This is a genomic window from Mesorhizobium prunaredense (assembly GCF_900156895.1).
In the GTDB taxonomy this organism is placed as follows: domain Bacteria; phylum Pseudomonadota; class Alphaproteobacteria; order Rhizobiales; family Rhizobiaceae; genus Mesorhizobium; species Mesorhizobium prunaredense.
Genome location: NZ_FTPD01000013.1, coordinates 263866 through 280020, shown reverse-complemented (window position 1 = coordinate 280020; position 16155 = coordinate 263866). Strand labels below are relative to the sequence as shown.

The 16155-nt window shown below is 63.7% G+C and carries 9 protein-coding genes and 1 pseudogene; 7 read left to right on the top strand and 3 right to left on the bottom strand.

Annotated elements, in window-relative coordinates:
• Positions 1-58: 58 nt before the first annotated feature.
• Both BQ8794_RS12145 and BQ8794_RS12140 read right to left on the bottom strand, forming a co-directional pair.
• On the bottom strand, positions 59-1855 hold the full coding sequence (locus BQ8794_RS12145; protein WP_077377373.1) for an acyl-CoA dehydrogenase: 1797 nt from the start codon (positions 1853-1855) through the stop codon (positions 59-61).
• 296 nt (positions 1856-2151) lie between these two features.
• Positions 2152-2613 (bottom strand): MerR family transcriptional regulator, encoded by a 462-nt coding sequence (locus BQ8794_RS12140; RefSeq protein ID WP_077377370.1) that lies wholly within the window; start codon positions 2611-2613, stop codon positions 2152-2154.
• A 478-nt stretch (positions 2614-3091) separates the two neighbouring features.
• On the opposite strand from BQ8794_RS12140, the gene BQ8794_RS12135 reads away from it, so the two are divergent.
• From BQ8794_RS12135 to BQ8794_RS12120, 4 genes and pseudogenes are all read left to right on the top strand, one after another.
• Positions 3092-7087 (top strand): peptidoglycan-binding protein, encoded by a 3996-nt coding sequence (locus BQ8794_RS12135; protein ID WP_077377367.1) that lies wholly within the window; start codon positions 3092-3094, stop codon positions 7085-7087.
• A gap of 191 nt (positions 7088-7278) precedes the next feature.
• Positions 7279-8202, top strand: a complete 924-nt coding sequence (locus BQ8794_RS12130) for a sulfite exporter TauE/SafE family protein (protein ID WP_077377364.1) — start codon at positions 7279-7281, stop codon at positions 8200-8202.
• Positions 8202-8993 carry a TIGR02186 family protein gene (locus BQ8794_RS12125; RefSeq protein ID WP_077377361.1) on the top strand — a complete coding sequence of 264 codons (792 nt, stop codon included), beginning with the start codon at positions 8202-8204 and terminating at the stop codon, positions 8991-8993. The genes BQ8794_RS12130 and BQ8794_RS12125 overlap by 1 nt, the downstream gene beginning before the upstream one ends.
• 108 nt (positions 8994-9101) lie before the next feature.
• A pseudogene (locus tag BQ8794_RS12120) lies at positions 9102-10355 on the top strand (Hsp70 family protein); the annotation flags it as partial.
• A gap of 8 nt (positions 10356-10363) precedes the next feature.
• Here the strand turns inward: BQ8794_RS12120 and BQ8794_RS12115 are convergent.
• Positions 10364-11266 (bottom strand): LysR substrate-binding domain-containing protein, encoded by a 903-nt coding sequence (locus BQ8794_RS12115; RefSeq protein WP_077377358.1) that lies wholly within the window; start codon positions 11264-11266, stop codon positions 10364-10366.
• A gap of 279 nt (positions 11267-11545) precedes the next feature.
• Between BQ8794_RS12115 and BQ8794_RS12105 the strand changes: the two genes are divergently transcribed.
• From BQ8794_RS12105 to BQ8794_RS12095, 3 genes are read left to right on the top strand one after another with little or no spacing between them, the layout of a single operon-like run.
• Positions 11546-14479, top strand: a complete 2934-nt coding sequence (locus BQ8794_RS12105; RefSeq protein WP_077377352.1) for a molybdopterin oxidoreductase family protein — start codon at positions 11546-11548, stop codon at positions 14477-14479.
• Complete coding sequence (locus tag BQ8794_RS12100) at positions 14476-15210, top strand: 4Fe-4S dicluster domain-containing protein (protein ID WP_077377349.1); 735 nt, start codon at positions 14476-14478, stop codon at positions 15208-15210. Before BQ8794_RS12105 ends, BQ8794_RS12100 begins: the two co-directional genes overlap by 4 nt.
• A gap of 9 nt (positions 15211-15219) precedes the next feature.
• Positions 15220-16155: a dimethyl sulfoxide reductase anchor subunit family protein gene (locus BQ8794_RS12095; RefSeq protein WP_077377346.1), complete on the top strand. Its 936-nt coding sequence runs from the start codon at positions 15220-15222 to the stop codon at positions 16153-16155.

Here is a 16155-nt window from a genome sequence, read left to right as displayed (position 1 = left end):
CTGGAATCCTCCCGGCCCTTCGGGCCACCCTCCCCTCGAGGGGGAGGGAAAATCGAGCTTAGAACGCTTCCGCCGGCAGCGCCATTAGCGTGTCCGCGCCGCTGGAGATGCGGGCGAGGTGCGCCGACGTTTCCGGCATGATCCGCTCCATGAAGAAGCGCGCCGTCACCAGCTTGCTGTCATAGAAGGCCGAAGAACCATTGGCGCCATTCGCCAATTTCGTCCCAGCTGCCTTGGCCATCTGCGCCCACATGTAGCCCAGCGCCACCAGGCCGAAGAGATGCATGTAATCGGTCGAGGCGGCACCGGCGTTGTCGGGCTTGGCCATGCCGTTCTGCATCAGCCACATCGTCGCCGCCTGCAGATCGTTGAGGCCCTTCTTCAGCGCCCTGGTGAAGGGCGCCATCTTCTCGTCAGTGCGGTTCTCCTCGCAGAACTCGCCGACCTCCTTGAAGAACGCCTGCACGGCGCGGCCGCCATTCAAGGCCAGCTTGCGGCCGACGAGGTCAAGCGCCTGGATGCCGTTGGCACCCTCATAGATCATGGCGATGCGGGCATCGCGCACGAACTGGCTCATGCCGTGCTCTTCGATATAGCCGTGCCCGCCGAACACTTGCTGCGCCATCACCGCGTGGTCGAAACCCTTGTCGGTGAGCACGCCCTTGACCACCGGCGTCATCAGGCCGGTGTAGTCGTCGGCGGCCTGGCGGTCCTTGTCGTCACTGGCGCGGTGGGCGATATCGGACTTGATCGCGGTCCACAGCGCCAGTGCGCGGCCGGCCTCGTTGAAGGCCTTCATGGTCATCAGGCTGCGGCGGATATCGGGGTGGACGATGATCGGGTCGGCCTTCTTGTCCGGCGCCTTCGGCCCAGATAGCGAGCGTCCCTGCAGGCGATCCTTGGCATAGGACACAGCGTTCTGGTAGGCGACCTCCGACACAGAAAGCCCCTGCAGCCCGACGCCGAGCCTCGCTTCATTCATCATCGTGAACATGGCTTTCAGCCCGCCATTCGTCTCGCCAAGCAGCGTGCCTTGTGCCTCGTCATAATTCATGACGCAGGTCGAATTGCCATGGATGCCCATCTTATCTTCGATCGAGCCGCAGGAGACGGTGTTCTTCTCGCTAGGATTGCCTGATGCATCGAGCTTGAGTTTCGGCACGATGAACAGCGAAATGCCCTTCACGCCTTCCGGCGCGCCCTCGATGCGGGCCAGCACCAGGTGGACGATGTTGTCCGACATGTCGTGCTCACCGGCCGATATGAAGATCTTCTGGCCTGAGATCCTGTAGGTGCCGTCGCCGTTGGGAACCGCCTTGGTGCGCAGCAGGCCGAGATCGGTGCCGCAATGCGGCTCGGTCAGGTTCATGGTGCCGGTCCAGACGCCTTCGACCAGCTTCGGCAACCAGATCGCCTTCTGCTCGTCGGTGCCGTGGGTAATGATCGCGGCGATCGCGCCCTGCGTCAGGCCGGGATACATCATCAGCGACATGTTGGCCGAAATCATATATTCGGCGACCGCGGTATGAACCGCGTAAGGCAGGCCCTGCCCACCGAACTCCACAGGTGCGGCTAATCCCATCCAGCCGCCCTCGCGATATTGGTCGAAGGCCTCCTTGAAGCCTGCCGGCGTCGTCACCGAGCCATCGTCATGGCGCACGCAGCCTTCCATGTCGCCAACGCGGTTCAGCGGCTGCATGACATTTTCAGCGAGCTTGGCGCCCTCCGCGAGGATGGCCTCGACCACGTCCAGCGTCGCGTCGGAAAATCCGGGAAGATTGGAATAGCGCTGGTAGCCCAGCATTTCGTTCAGCACAAACAACGTGTCCTGGACCGGCGCCCTGTAGATCGGCATGCGTTTCCTCCACCATGCGGCCTTGACCCCGAATCCCCAATGTGAAGTCAGAGGGGCATGCGGACCAATGTTCAGGTTGGAATAGCAAACGTTGACGTTTGCGTAAACGTCAATTTTTTGATGCGACAAATTATCCCCGCCGCTCGCTCACAAGCGTAACGGCGCTGGCCGTAGCCAGTCCGAACAGATTGAAAAAAATTCGTCCCGACGCAGCCGCAAGACAACAGAAAGAGCCGCGCAGCCAAGGCCCACGCGGCTCTCTCCCATAAGGCCGTTAACCGGAAGCCGGCGAAGAATTATCCGGCGACGCTGGCCTGCGGCGCCGAGCGTTCGCTCAGCATCTGACGCACCGCCGCCATCGAGTTGCTCAACTCGTTGATGGCATCGTCGATCAGCGCCCGCTGTTTCCGCAGACGGGCAAGCTGCTTTTCCGACTTGTCGAGCGTCAGCCGCAACTGCTTGGTGTTGGAGCCGGTTGGGTCATACAGATCCATCATCTGCTTGACGTCGCGCAGCGAGAACCCGACCTTGCGGCCGAGCAGGATCAGCTTCAGCCGCGCCTTGTCGCGGCGCGTGTAGAGACGGGTAGAGCCGTCGCGCTGCGGATTGAGAAGGCCCTTGTCCTCGTAGAAACGCAGCGTACGCAGCGTTACTCCGTATTTCTTGGCCATCTCGCCGATGCGGACAAGATCCTCGCCGGCTTTATCGGACATGTCATTGGTATTGGCCGCGGCTTCGCCGGGCGAAACAAGTTTCATGGTCACTGGCTTTCCCCATCTGGTGGCGCCGCGGTTCTGGACCGTGCGTCGCCTGAGTCGAAGCGGGGGCGTGCTTCCACTCGTGGTTTCAACAAACAAATCGCAAACGGCACAGTCTTGCACCCTTACGTTTACGTCAATTCTATAGCGATAGCCGCCTCACGAAGCAAGGGGGCGTCGTGCGGGAGGAACTTTTTGCCGCATCCGCCAGCGCATGGCCCGGCGGCGCTTCAGGCGCTCGTCAACAACGTTGTAACTTCTTAAGCTTGGTTAACGCGTTGTTTACCACGTTGGGCGAAATGTGCGCATGTCGGTTACCCGTGTTTATCCTGTAGCGAATTTTTTCACGGTTTTTCGGAGCGGGGTGAACCCCGGGAAGCTGGTCTTCCACCGCAGCAAAGCCGCGCGGCCTTCGTTTCCGGCAGGACTTTGGGAACACTGGTCACAAAGCCAGCAGTGAAACTGAACGGGCGCATCGATGAACAGCAAGCGGTCCTATCTCGATACACTCAACGCCGGCCGGCAGCGTAGGCCGTACACCACGCTTGAACAGCTCAACCGTTCCCTGGAAACGCTGGAGCAGCGGCTGGAGCGGACGCGCGAGGACTTGAGCGAACGTCCCGATCTGCGCCGACCGGGCGCGGAGCCGCGCTATGCCAGCGCCCGGCCCTATGAGGATCCGCGCCCGGCGCAGCCGCCGAAAAGCCCGGAGCCGGGTGCCTTTGACCAGAATTACCAGGCGATCGCCCGCGACATCGACCGCGTACGCGGCCAAGAAGACGGCGTCGCCGTGGTCGGCAAGATCGCCGGCGAATTGCGCGGCCTGCGCGAGGAACTGCGCCACCAGATGACCGCCGGCCTGCAGCGCGAATTCGAAGCGCTGCGCAACGACATCGAGCGGGCTTTCCAGGCAAGCACCCAGCCGGGTGGCCAATCGGCGGGAGGCAAAGGCAGCGCCGAACTCGGCGTCGAGTTCGAGCGGCTTTCCGGCGCCATCCAGTCCCTGGCCGAAAAGAGCGACGACAGAAGCGTCAACATGCTCCGGCTCGATCTGGAGCAGGTCAAGGCCGCGCTCGACACATTGGCGCGCGAGGAGAGCGTGCAGGCGGTCGGCCGCCGCTGGGACGAATTCGACCGCCGCTGGACCGCGTTCGAGGATCGTGTCGATGCCGATCAGCGACAGCGGTCGGACGCACCCGGTCTTTCGATGCTGACCGAACGGCTTGAACAGATCAGCAATGCTGTCAACAATCTGCCGGAATCGCTGTCGCTGCGTTCGCTCGAAGAGAAGGTCCGCACGCTTGCCGGCGCGGTCGATCATTTCGCCCGCCAGCAGGACAGTCTCGGCAGCAGCACATTCGCAATGATCGACGAGCGGCTGGACGAGATTTCCCGCGCCATCGTCGCCTCGACCGTCGCCGCGCAGGCCAATTCATTCGACCCCGAAGCATTCGAGCGTATCGAGAAGCGGATCGCCTCGCTTGCCGAACAGATCGAGGAAGTGACGCAAGTCCACCCCAGCGGCGAGGTTATCGACCGCCTCAACATGCTGTCGAGCCGGATCGACGATCTTGCCAGCCGGGCCAATTTGCCTGAGCAGGCGATGGAGCGTCTCGACAAGCAGATCGCGCTTATTGCCGACAAGATCGACCGGGCGCCTGCCATGCCGGACGCCGACTATATCTTCCAGGGGCTGGAACAGCGTTTCGACGTGCTGGCCGGTATGATGGAGCGCCGCCAGGGCGACGCGATCGAACAAGGCAACATGCTGTTTCGCGATCTCGAGCGCCGGCTGGACGAAGTTGCCGACAGGCTGGACCAGCGCATGCCGCAGATCGACGGGGCCGGCATCATGGACGCCCTCGACGCCCGCTTCAGCGCGCTGACCAAGCGCCTGGAGACTCGCGTTCCCGATCACGCAGGTGAAGCGGCGATCCGTGGCCTGGAAAGCCGGCTCGAAGACATTTCAATCCGGCTGGATTCATCCGCGGCACAAGTCGCCGGCATCGACCCGGCCCTGATCCGCAGCCTGGAAGCGCAGGTCGCGGGCCTGTCGGCGCATCTTTCGAAACCCGGCGCGCCACTGCCGGAATTGGAGGATATCAGCCCTCGTCTCAACGAAATCGAGAAGTCGCTGGCTGGCACCCGCGATTCCATCCTCAGCGCGGCGCGCGAGGCAGCCGAGAGCGCCGTCCGTTCGTTGGCGGGCTCCAGTGCCAACACGGCGGCCGTCTCTGGCCTCGCCCAGGATCTGAAGACGCTCGAAGCACTGACGCGCCGTTCCGACGAGCGCAATTCGAGGACCTTCGAAGCCATCCACGACACGCTGCTCAAAATCGTCGACCGGCTGGGCTCGCTGGAAACCGACGAGCCGACCGACGCTGTGAGCGAACTTCTGAATACGCAACCGGCCGAGCCGGACAGCTGGCGCCGCGTGCGATCGTCAAAGATGGCCGTACGTGACGCGCCGTCCATGGACATCGACCAGCCATTGCCGCTGACGGAAGACCTGGCCGACCTCGACAGCCATGTCTCTGCCATGATCAGCGATGAACCAGGTTCGCGTAGCGAACCGGGCACGCGTGGCGAACCGGGCACGCGTGGCGACCTGGGCACGCGTACGCCGGCCGAAGCCGCCGCGGCCGCGGCCATGGCGGCGCTTGGCTCGGACACGGCGGAAAAAAGCCAGCCGACCGGCGCCCGGAAGTCGATGCTCGGCGGACTGGCGCGCGCCTTCAAGGCCAAGAAGGAGACAATCGTTCCACCGCTTGCCGGCTCCGCGCCTGATGTCGAGTTACCGATCGCCGATCTCGACGAGCCGCTGGACCCGAAGGTCGCCAACCGGCCGCTGGAGCCCGGCTCCGGCCCACCTGACCTCAACGCCATCATGAAGCGCGTGCGCGACGAACGCGGCCCGCCCGTCAGGGCCGGCAATGCCGATGCATCGAAATCCGACTTCATCGCCGCAGCCAGACGCGCGGCGCAAGCGGCCGCTGCCGAGGCCGACGCTCTCAAGCGGCAATCGACGATGAGGGGGCCGGTAAAGGCGCTCAGGATCGGCGACTTGCTCAAGGCGCGACGCAAGCCGATTCTGATGGCAGCCGCCGCGGTCATGCTGGCGCTCGCCGGCCTGCAATTGGGCAAGGCCTTTGTCTCCGACCCGGTCGAAATGGCCAGCAACGATACGGCGCCCATGGCGGCCGCGCAGCCAGCGGAAACCGCAACGAACGGTACCGTCAGCGAGCCGAAGACGGACGCACAAACCGCAGGGGATAGCGCACCAGACCACGCCGTCCGGCAGGCAGAGCCATCCGAATCGGTAGCCGAGGACGACATGCCGGCGCAGGCCGGCATCGCCACGCCGTCGGATAACGAAATATCGGCGGATGCCGAAACGCCGATGGACTCAGGGTCCGCGGCCGAGCCTGTTCCTGCACCAATGGCTTCAACGACGTCGCCCGATCCGGCGGCGGCAGATGCGACAGCTTCGGCACCTGCGGACCCGACGGCTGCGGACGCCGAACCAATGGCCACGGAGCCGGACGCCACCCCCGCGACCCGGGACATGACCGGCACGGTCACACCCGCGGATGCTTCGACGGCAGCGGCCACTGCCAAGATCGACATTCCAGCCGATGCCGGCCCGGCTGCCTTGCGTGACGCAGCGGCCGGCGGCGACGCCAAGGCACTGTTCGAGATCGGCTCGCGTTACGCCGAATCGCGCGGCGTCAAGCAAGACATGGCAGCGGCCGCCAAATGGTACGAGAAATCAGCCGAGCTCGGCTTCGCACCGGCGGAATACCGCATCGGCAACTTCTACGAGAAGGGCACCGGCGTCGCCCGCGACGTCAAGAAGGCGAAGACCTGGTACCAGCTCGCCGCCGAGCAGGGCAACGCCAGCGCCATGCACAATCTCGCCGTGCTCTTCGCCATGGCGGCGGACGGCGTGACCGACAATGAATCGGCCGCGCACTGGTTCCAGGCCGCCGCCGATCTCGGCGTCAAGGACAGCCAGTTCAATCTCGGCATCCTGGCGGCGAAGGGCGTCGGCATGAAGCAGAATCTCGAAGAGTCCTACAAATGGTTCGCGCTCGTCGCCAAGACCGGCGACAAGGATGCGGCGGCAAAGCGCGACGAGATCGCCAAGGCGCTCAAGCCCGAGCAGCTCGAACGCGCACGCGCCGCCACGGAGCTGTGGAAGGCAAAGCCGCTCGATCCTGCGGCCAATTCGGCCGATATTCCCGAATCGTGGCAGGACGGCACGCCGCAGACGACCGCCAGCGTCGACATGAAGAAGGTCGTTCAGAACATCCAGCGCATTCTCAACAAGAACGGCTATGAGGCCGGCAATGACGACGGCGTGATGGGCCAGAAAACCAAGGATGCCATCATGGCTTTCCAGACCGACAACGACCTGAAGCCTACCGGCACGGTCGACGAAAAGCTGGTCAAGGCGCTGCTTGCGCGCAAATAACGTCGGATGCGTCGTTTCCGCGACGCCTTTGCCACACATTTGCCTGTTAACTGATTGAGTTGTTTTTTGTTTCGGCGACGTGGCGAGGTTTGACTTCGCCGCCCGGCCGGCGCAAGAACGAGACAGGCTTTTTGGCCCGAATGCCCGCAACGGTTGCATTCGTCGAGAGGCAAACTGATCGAGACTGACGGGTGGGCATCTATCTCCCGATCGCGGAAATTTCCGTCAACATCTTCGTGCTGCTGGCCATGGGCGCGGCGGTGGGTTTCCTTTCGGGCATGTTCGGAGTGGGCGGCGGCTTCCTGATCACGCCGCTGCTGATCTTCTACAATATACCGCCGGCGATCGCGGTCGCCACCGGCGCCAACCAGGTCATCGCCTCCTCCTTCTCCGGCGCGTTGTCGCACGTGAAGCGCGGCACACTCGACTTCAAGCTCGGCGGTGTGCTTTTGGCCGGCGGCATCGTCGGCTCGACCGGCGGCATCTTTGTCTTTGGCTTCTTGCGCCGGCTCGGCCAGCTCGACCTGTTCATCTCGCTGCTCTATGTCGTGCTGCTCGGCACTGTCGGCGGGCTGATGCTGGTCGAGAGCGTCAATGCGCTGCGCGCCACGCGCAGCGGCGCGGCACCGGTGCTGAAGAAATCCGGCCAGCACAACTGGATCCACCGCTTGCCGCTGAAGATGCGGTTCAGGGCCTCGAAGCTTTTCGTCAGCGTCATCCCGGTGCTCGGCCTCGGCGCCGGCATCGGTTTCCTGTCGTCGATCATGGGCGTCGGTGGCGGCTTCATCATGGTGCCGGCGCTGATCTATCTCTTGAAAGTGCCGACCAACGTCGTCATCGGCACCTCGCTATTCCAGATCATCTTCACCTCGGCCTACACCACGCTGGTCCATGCCACCACCAACCAGACGGTCGACGTCATGCTCGCCTTCCTGTTGATGGCGGGCGGCGTCGCCGGCGCGCAATACGGCGCCAAGGCCGGCCAAAGGCTGCGCGGCGAGCAGCTCAGGGCGCTGCTCGCACTGCTGGTGCTGGCGGTTGCCTTCCGGCTCGCCATCGATCTGTTCGTGACGCCGCCCAGCCTCTATTCGCTGTCCGGCGTGGATCCGACCTGATGGCGGGCTTTAGGGCGTTCCTGGCCGTTGCCTCGCTGTCGCTGTTCGCCGCCTCGTCACCGGCAAGAGCGCAGACGCGGGTTACCGAAAACATCCAGATCGGCCTGTCCACCGACTATGTCTCAATCACCGCCGGGTTTTCCGGCGCCGACCTTACCATCTTCGGCTCATTGGAAAATGCCGACCCGCGTGTCGCCCGCCAAGGGCGCTACGACATCGTCGTCGTGCTTGAGGGTCCGGCCCGGAAGGTCGTCGTGCGCCGCAAGGACAGGGTGCTCGGCATCTGGATCAATCTGGAGTCCGAGACCTTCAAGAATGTGCCGGTGTCCTATTCGGTGGCGACGACGCGCCCGCTGCAGGACGTCACCGACCCCAACAGCTACAAGCAACTGTCGCTCGGCGCCGCCAACATCTACATGCAGCCGGCCGACGGTGACGACAGTCCGGCGACCATCCAGGAATTCACCGCGGCGCTGCGCGAGCGCAAGACGGCTACCGGCCTCTACAGCGTGAATGTCGGCGGCGTGCAGTTCCTGTCGCAGAACCTGTTCCGCGCCACCGTCAGGCTCGCCCCCAATGTTCCGGTCGGCACCCACAAGGCCCGTGCGTTCCTGTTCAAGAGCGGCCTGTTCATCAAGGAAAGCTCCGCCCAACTCGAAATCCGCAAATCCGGTTTCGAACAGTCGATCTTCCGCGTCGCCCACGATTATTCTTTCCTGTATGGCGTCTTCGCGGTGTCGTTGGCCATGCTCACAGGCTGGCTCGGAAGGCTCGTCTTCCGGAAGGATTAAACTCTTTCAAAAGGCGGTTCCCCTTTCTACGCTCCTGGGTTAGACCGCGACCCCGGCCCGGCCGAACACCGGCTGTCGCTCCCCAAATCAAAAATACAGGGCTTTGCGATGCGACCAGCATTCGGCGGTATCGACTTCGGCACTTCGAATTCCACCGTCGGCGTGATCAGGAACGGGCAGCCGCGATTGGTGGCGCTGGAAGACGGCGAGGTGACGCTGCCCAGCGCGGTGTTCTTCAATTTCGAGGACAACCGCACCTATTTTGGGCGCCGCGCCATCGCCAACTATACCGACAGTATCGAAGGTCGCCTGATGCGCTCGCTGAAGAGCGTACTCGGCGGTACGCTGGTCCATGAAAAGACGCGCATCAAGACCCGATCGATCGCCTTCACCGAAATCATCGGTTTGTTCGTCGGTCACCTCAGGAGAAGGCTGGAAGAGGATGCCGGCGACGTGGTCGAGAGCGTGGTGCTCGGTCGTCCCGTACAGTTCGTCGACGACGATGCCGAGGCCGATGCCAAGGCCGAAGGTGAACTCGAAAACGCGGCCCGCACCCAGGGCTTCAAGCATATCGCTTTCCAGTTCGAGCCGATCGCGGCGGCGCTCGACTACGAGCAGAAGGTGACGCGCGAAGAACTGGCGCTGATCGTCGACATGGGCGGCGGCACGTCCGACTTCTCGATCGTGCGGGTCTCGCCGCAGCGCGCCCGCTCCCTCGATCGCAAGGACGACATTCTGGCGAGCCGAGGCATCCACATCGGCGGCACCGACTTCGACCGGCTGTTGAGCATCGCCCACGTGATGCCGCAACTCGGCTACCTCTCGCCGACCAAGGACGGCAAGCGCAACTTGCCGGCCAGCTACTTCATCGACCTGGCGACATGGCAGCGCATCAATCTGGTCTACACCGCCCGCGCGATGACGCATCTGCGCCAGATCCGCTACGAGGCGGACCGCGCCGACCTGGTCGACCGCTTCATCCACATCGTCGAGCATCGTTACGGGCACGCGCTGGCCGCTTTGGTCGAGAGGGCCAAGATCGAGCTGACGGAGCAATTTTCTGGTGATGTCGTAGTCGCGCTGCCCGGGGCGAAGTTCGCGGCAGAAATTACGCGCGCAGGGCTCGACGACACGATCGCCAGGGATATCGAACGGGTTGCCGCGACGGTTGGTGAGACCATCCGCAACGCGCAGGTGAAACCGTCCGACATCTCCGCGGTGTTCCTGACCGGCGGATCGACCGCCATCCCGCTGGCAAGGCAGCAGATATTGGCCTTGGTGCCGCAGGCGTCGGTCATCGAAGGCGATATGTTCGGCTCGGTCGGGCTTGGGCTGGCACTCGATGCGCAGCGAAAATTCGGTTGCCCGGTCTACCCGTGGACGGTCTCGCCGGCCTTCGCGCCCAGATGCGCCTTGAGCGCCATCTGGGCCAGACTTGCCTGCCGGTCACGATGCGTGATCATCGCGAAATCGCGCTTCGGCAGATCGATCGACACGGACCGCAAGCTGCCTTCGGCAACCGCGCGTTCGACGACGAGCTCCGAAATGATGGTGGCGCCGGCGCCGGCCTCGACCGCCTGACGGACCGCCTCGTTGCTTGGCAGCACCAGGAATATCCGCAGGTCCGCGAACGAGATCCCTTCGCGGCGGGCAAGATCTTCCAGCACCTCGCGCGTGCCCGATCCGCCTTCCCTGATGATCCAGCGGAGTTCCCTGATGTCGGGATGGCCGCGCGAGACTTCGGCGATCTCGGGATGCGAATGCGCCACGACCAGCATCAGGCGATCCACATCGACCTTGGCGCGCCGCAATATGTCGGATTCAGTGCGCCCCTCGACCAGGCCAAAATCAGCCGTACCGTCGAGTACGGTGGTCTCAACCTGTCTGGTGTTGCCGATGGTCACGCTCAGCCTGACGGCGGGATAGGCCTCGTGGAAGGAGGCCAGCCGGCGCGGCAGCCAATAGCTGGCGATGGTCTGGCTGGCGGCGATGGAAAGGCTGCCGGTGATCGTCTGCGAGACGTGCTCCAGCACGTCGTGGGCGGCAGCCGCCCGTTCGAGCACGGCCTTGGCCTCGGGCAGGAACCTGCGCCCGGTCTGCGCCAGCTCGATGTTGCGACCGACCCGGTTGAACAGCTGGACGCCATGCTGCTGTTCGAGCGAGCGAATGGCGGCCGAGGCGGCCGACTGGGAAATGCCCAGCAGTTCGGCCGCCTTGGTCATGTGGCCCCGTTCGGCGACAGCAACGAATATCCGCAGTTGGTCCAGGGTCATGCGGAGGATTAAGAAACATATTCGATTGGAATTACAAGAGCAAATTGTTAGACGGATCGATTGCTTTGTTCTAATTTTCCCGGCGGAGTTGGAAAAAAATCGCGGCCAACTTGCAACGGGTAGAAAAGTGATCGGGCGGTTCAAATCCTTGTTTGCCCATTGGACCCGCGGTCTGCGGCGTCGGCTTGCCGGCGACCGTTATCATCCGGAAGAACACTACATGCGCGGCCCCGGGCCGAAGACGAGAGCCAAATTCGCAGACCGAAAAAGCGCCGGAACATGAACCACGGACCGCTGCGCGGCGCCAATTCCGCACCGTCCCAACGGTCGCTTGCCGACACCCGCGCGCCCGACGAGGGTGATGGCGTCGATACCTCGCCTGACGTCTCCGACAGCATCGCCAAGACCACCTGCTACATGTGCGCCTGCCGCTGCGGCATCGACGTCCACATCAAGGACGGCAAGGTCCGCTACATCAACGGCAACAAGGACCATCCGGTCAATCGCGGCGTGCTGTGCGGCAAGGGCAGCGCCGGCATCATGCAGCACTACAGCCCGGCCAGGCTGAAGAAGCCATTGCTGCGCAGCGGTCCGCGCGGCTCGGGAGAGTTTCGCGAGATCGAGTGGGAGGAAGCGTTTTCCATCGCGACGGAACGGCTTTCAAGGATACGCCGCACCGACCCGAAGAAACTCGCCTTCTTCACCGGGCGCGACCAGTCGCAATCGTTGACCGGCTGGTGGGCGAGCCAGTTCGGCACGCCGAATTTCGCCGCCCATGGCGGCTTCTGCTCGGTCAACATGGCGGCCGGCGGGCTCTATACGATCGGCGGCTCGTTCTGGGAGTTCGGCGAACCCGACTGGGACAACACCAAATACTTCATGCTGTTCGGCGTCGCCGAGGACCATGATTCCAATCCGATCAAGATCGGCCTCGGCAAGCTCAAGGCGCGCGGCGCCAAGGTGGTCTCGATCAACCCGTGCCGTACCGGCTACAACGCCATTGCCGATGACTGGATCGGCATCCGACCCGGCACCGACGGCCTGTTCGTATTTGCTCTCATTCATGAGCTGCTGAAGGCCGGCCGCGTCGATCTCGATTATTTGCTGCGCTACACCAACGCCCATGTCCTCGTCATCCAGGAGCCGAATGCTGCCGATGACGGGCTGTTTACGCGCGACAGTGGCGGCAATCCGCTGGCCTGGGACAGGCTGGCTAAAGTCTGCGTCAGCGCCACCGATAATGGTGCAAAGCCGGCGCTGACCGGCAACTTCCAGGTCGATGGCCGCCGCTGCGTTCCGGTCTTCCAGCTCGTTGCCGACCGTTATCTGCAGGAGAGCTATTCTCCCGATGCGGTCGCCGAACGTTGCGGCGTTGCCGCCGACACCATCCGCCGCATCGCCGCCGAACTGGCGCATGTCGCCTTCGAGCAGGCGATCGAACTGCCGGTGGCGTGGACCGACTGGGCCGGCCGCCAGCACGAGACGATCAAGGGTCGGCCGGTGTCGATGCACGCGATGCGCGGCATCTCGGCCCATTCGAACGGTTTTCACACCTGCCGCGCCATCCACCTGCTGCAAGTACTCCTGGGTACGGTGGACGTGCCCGGCGGATTTCGCTTCAAGCCGCCCTATCCGCGGTCGGCGCCGCCGGGGCCGAAGCCGGCGGGCAAGGACATCAGGCCGATGACGCCGCTCGAAGGCATGCCGCTCGGTTTCGTCTGCGGACCGGACGATCTGCTGGTCGACGACGTCGGCACGCCGATCCGTATCGACAAGGCCTATTCCTGGGATGCGCCGCTGGCAGCACACGGGCTCATGCACACGGTCATCCGTAACGCCTGGGCCGGCGATCCCTACAGGATCGATACGCTGATGATGTACATGTCCAACATGGCCTGGAACTCGTCGATGAATACCGTCGAGACGATGGCGATGCTGACCGATATGGATGCGTCAGGCGAGTACAGGATCCCGTTCATCATCTATTCCGACGCCTATTATTCCGAGACCGTGCCGTTCGCCGATCTCGTGCTTCCCGACACCACCTATCTCGAGCGTCATGACTGCATCAGCCTGCTCGACCGGCCGATCAGCCATGCCGATGGACCGGGTGACGCCATCCGCCATCCCGTCGTCGAGCCGAACCGCGACGTCCGCCCGTTCCAGACGGTGCTGATCGAGCTCGGCGCGCGGCTCGGCCTGCCCGGCTTTGTCGACGACGACGGCTCGGCCAAATACCGCGACTATGCCGATTACATCGTCAATCATGAGCGCACGCCGGGCATCGGCCCGCTCGCCGGCTGGCGCGGCAAGGACGGAACTTCGATCGGCAAGGGCGAACCCAATCCCGACCAGCTTCAGCGCTACATCGACAATGGCGGCTTCTGGCACCACGATTTTGCGGTCGACCAGCGCTACTACAAGATGGCCAACCGCTCGTACCTCGACTTCGCCGAGACTATGGGTTTTATCCCGAAGGCCGAGCCGATCGTGTTCCAGCTCTATTCCGAGCCGATGCAGCGGTTTCGCCTCGCCGCGCGCGGCCATGGGAGGGTGCTGCCGCCGGAGGCGGAGCGCAGCCGCATCGAGACCTATATGGACCCGCTGCCGTTCTGGTACACGCCCTTCGAGGAGGCGGCTGTCGACCTCGAGAAATACAAGCTGCACGCGCTGACGCAGCGGCCGATGCACATGTATCATTCCTGGGGCTCGCAGAATGCCTGGCTCAGGCAGATCACCAGCCAGAACCGGCTGTTCGTGCACAGCCAAACCGCCGCCGGCCTCGGCCTTGTCGATGACGACTGGGTGTGGATCGAGAGCATCAACGGCAGGGTCAAGGGACAGATCAAGCTGGTCGACGGGGTCAACGTGGACACGGTGTGGACCTGGAACGCGATCGGCAAGCGGCGAGGCAGCTGGGGGCTAAAGGACGACGCGGCCGAATCCAACCGCGGCTTTCTGCTCAACCATATCATCGGCGACCAGACTTCTGCCGATGCCAACGGCAAGCGCTACTCGAATTCCGATCCGGTCACCGGCCAGGCGGCATGGTTCGATCTGCGCGTCCGTATCGTCAAATGCGCGGCTGAAGAAGCCGGCTTCACCGAGCCGCAGTTCGAGCGCTTCCGGCAGCCGCCGCATTTCGAGCCCTCGCCCGACAAGCTCAGTTTCGGCGCCGAGTTTCGCCGGGCAAGAGAGGCTTCCAGATCATGACCTGCCTTCCCGCCCATACCGACAAGAAGCTCGGCCTGGTCATCGACCTCGACACCTGCGTCGGTTGCCAGGCCTGCGTTACCGCCTGCAAGGAATGGAACACCGGCGGCCACATGGCGCCGCTGACCGACATCGATCCCTATGGCGGCGATGCCGACGGGGTCTGGTTCAACCGCGTGCACAGCTATGAGCACCTGACGGAGATGGGTGGGCGCACGGTCAATTTCCCACGCTCCTGCCTGCATTGCGAAACACCGGCCTGCGTCACCGTCTGCCCGACCGGCGCCTCCTACAAACGGGCCTCGGACGGCATCGTGCTGGTCGACGAAGACAAGTGCATCGGCTGCAAATTATGCAGCTGGGCCTGCCCTTATGGCGCGCGCGAATTCGATACCGATGTCGGCGTGATGAAAAAGTGCACGCTGTGCGTCGACCGCATCTACAACGACAATCTGGCGGAAGAAGACCGCGTGCCGGCCTGCGTCGCCGCCTGCCCAACCAGCGCGCGGCACTTTGGCGATCTCGGCGACCCGGCATCGGCGATCTCGCAACTGGTGGCCGAGCGCGGGGGTGTCGACCTGATGCCCGAACTCGGCTATCAGCCGACCAACAAATATTTGCCGCCGCGCGCCCACACGCAGCGCGCCGTATCGGTGCCGGCGCCGCCGCTCGAACCGGTGCGGGCCGAAGGCGGTTTCCTCGGCTGGGTCGACCGCATGCTTTCGCATTGATCAGCATCCATGCATCCAGCCTTCTCCGTCGTCTTCTTCACCACTGCCACGGGCGCCGGTTACGGCCTGCTTGCGCTTCTCGGCGTGCTGGCCGGTCAAGGATTTGTCCCGCCTGACTTCTGGCTCGGTCTCGTCGGCATGGGGCTGGCTCTCGGCCTGATCTCGGCCGGCCTGTTGTCGTCGGCCGGCCATCTCGGCCGACCAGAACGCGCCTGGCGAGCGTTCTCGCAATGGCACAGTTCATGGCTGTCGCGCGAAGGCCTTGCCTCGGTCGCGACCTTCGTGCCGGCAGGATTGTTCGCCGTCGGCTGGGTGTTCCTCGGCCGCACAAACGGCTGGGTCGCCGTCGCCGGGCTGCTGGCTGCGGTCGGCGCGGTCGCCACCGTCTGCACCACGGGCATGATCTACGCCTCGCTGAAGCCGATCGCCCAGTGGCACAGCCGCTTCACTTTGCCCGGCTACCTGATCTTTTCGGCGATGAGCGGCAGCGTGCTTCTCAACGCGTTGCTGCAGGCTTTCGCCCTCGGCTCGACTATCGTTCTGGCAGGTTGCGTGCTGCTGACCTTGCTCGGCTGGGGCTGGAAACTGGCAAATTGGCGCTACAATGACAGGCTGGAAATCCCGACCAACGCCAACACCGCGACCGGACTTGCCGGCGGTACGGTGCGGTCGCTGGAATGGCCGCACACCGAGGAAAACTACCTGCTCAAGGAGATGGGCTTTCGCATCGCGCGCAAGCACAAGGCGCGGCTGCGCCAGATCACGCAACTGCTGGCCTTCGCTCTGCCCGTCTCGCTGCTGATTGCCGCGTTCGGCTTGCCATGGCCCTATGCGGCGGTGCTGTCGGCACTCGCCACATCAGCCCAATTCGCCGGCATGCTGGTCGAACGCTGGCTGTTCTTCGCCGAAGCGAAACACACCGTCACCCTCTACTATGGCCGGTAG

Bases quoted from the DNA above. Each gene is read 5' to 3' on its own strand.
- BQ8794_RS12145 (WP_077377373.1), bottom strand. From the start codon at position 1,855: ATGCCGATCTACAGGGCGCCGGTCCAGGACACGTTGTTTGTGCTGAAC.
- BQ8794_RS12140 (WP_077377370.1), bottom strand. From the start codon at position 2,613: ATGAAACTTGTTTCGCCCGGCGAAGCCGCGGCCAATACCAATGACATG.
- BQ8794_RS12135 (WP_077377367.1), top strand. From the start codon at position 3,092: ATGAACAGCAAGCGGTCCTATCTCGATACACTCAACGCCGGCCGGCAG.
- BQ8794_RS12125 (WP_077377361.1), top strand. From the start codon at position 8,202: ATGGCGGGCTTTAGGGCGTTCCTGGCCGTTGCCTCGCTGTCGCTGTTC.
- BQ8794_RS12115 (WP_077377358.1), bottom strand. From the start codon at position 11,266: ATGACCCTGGACCAACTGCGGATATTCGTTGCTGTCGCCGAACGGGGC.
- BQ8794_RS12105 (WP_077377352.1), top strand. From the start codon at position 11,546: ATGAACCACGGACCGCTGCGCGGCGCCAATTCCGCACCGTCCCAACGG.
- BQ8794_RS12100 (WP_077377349.1), top strand. From the start codon at position 14,476: ATGACCTGCCTTCCCGCCCATACCGACAAGAAGCTCGGCCTGGTCATC.
- BQ8794_RS12095 (WP_077377346.1), top strand. From the start codon at position 15,220: ATGCATCCAGCCTTCTCCGTCGTCTTCTTCACCACTGCCACGGGCGCC.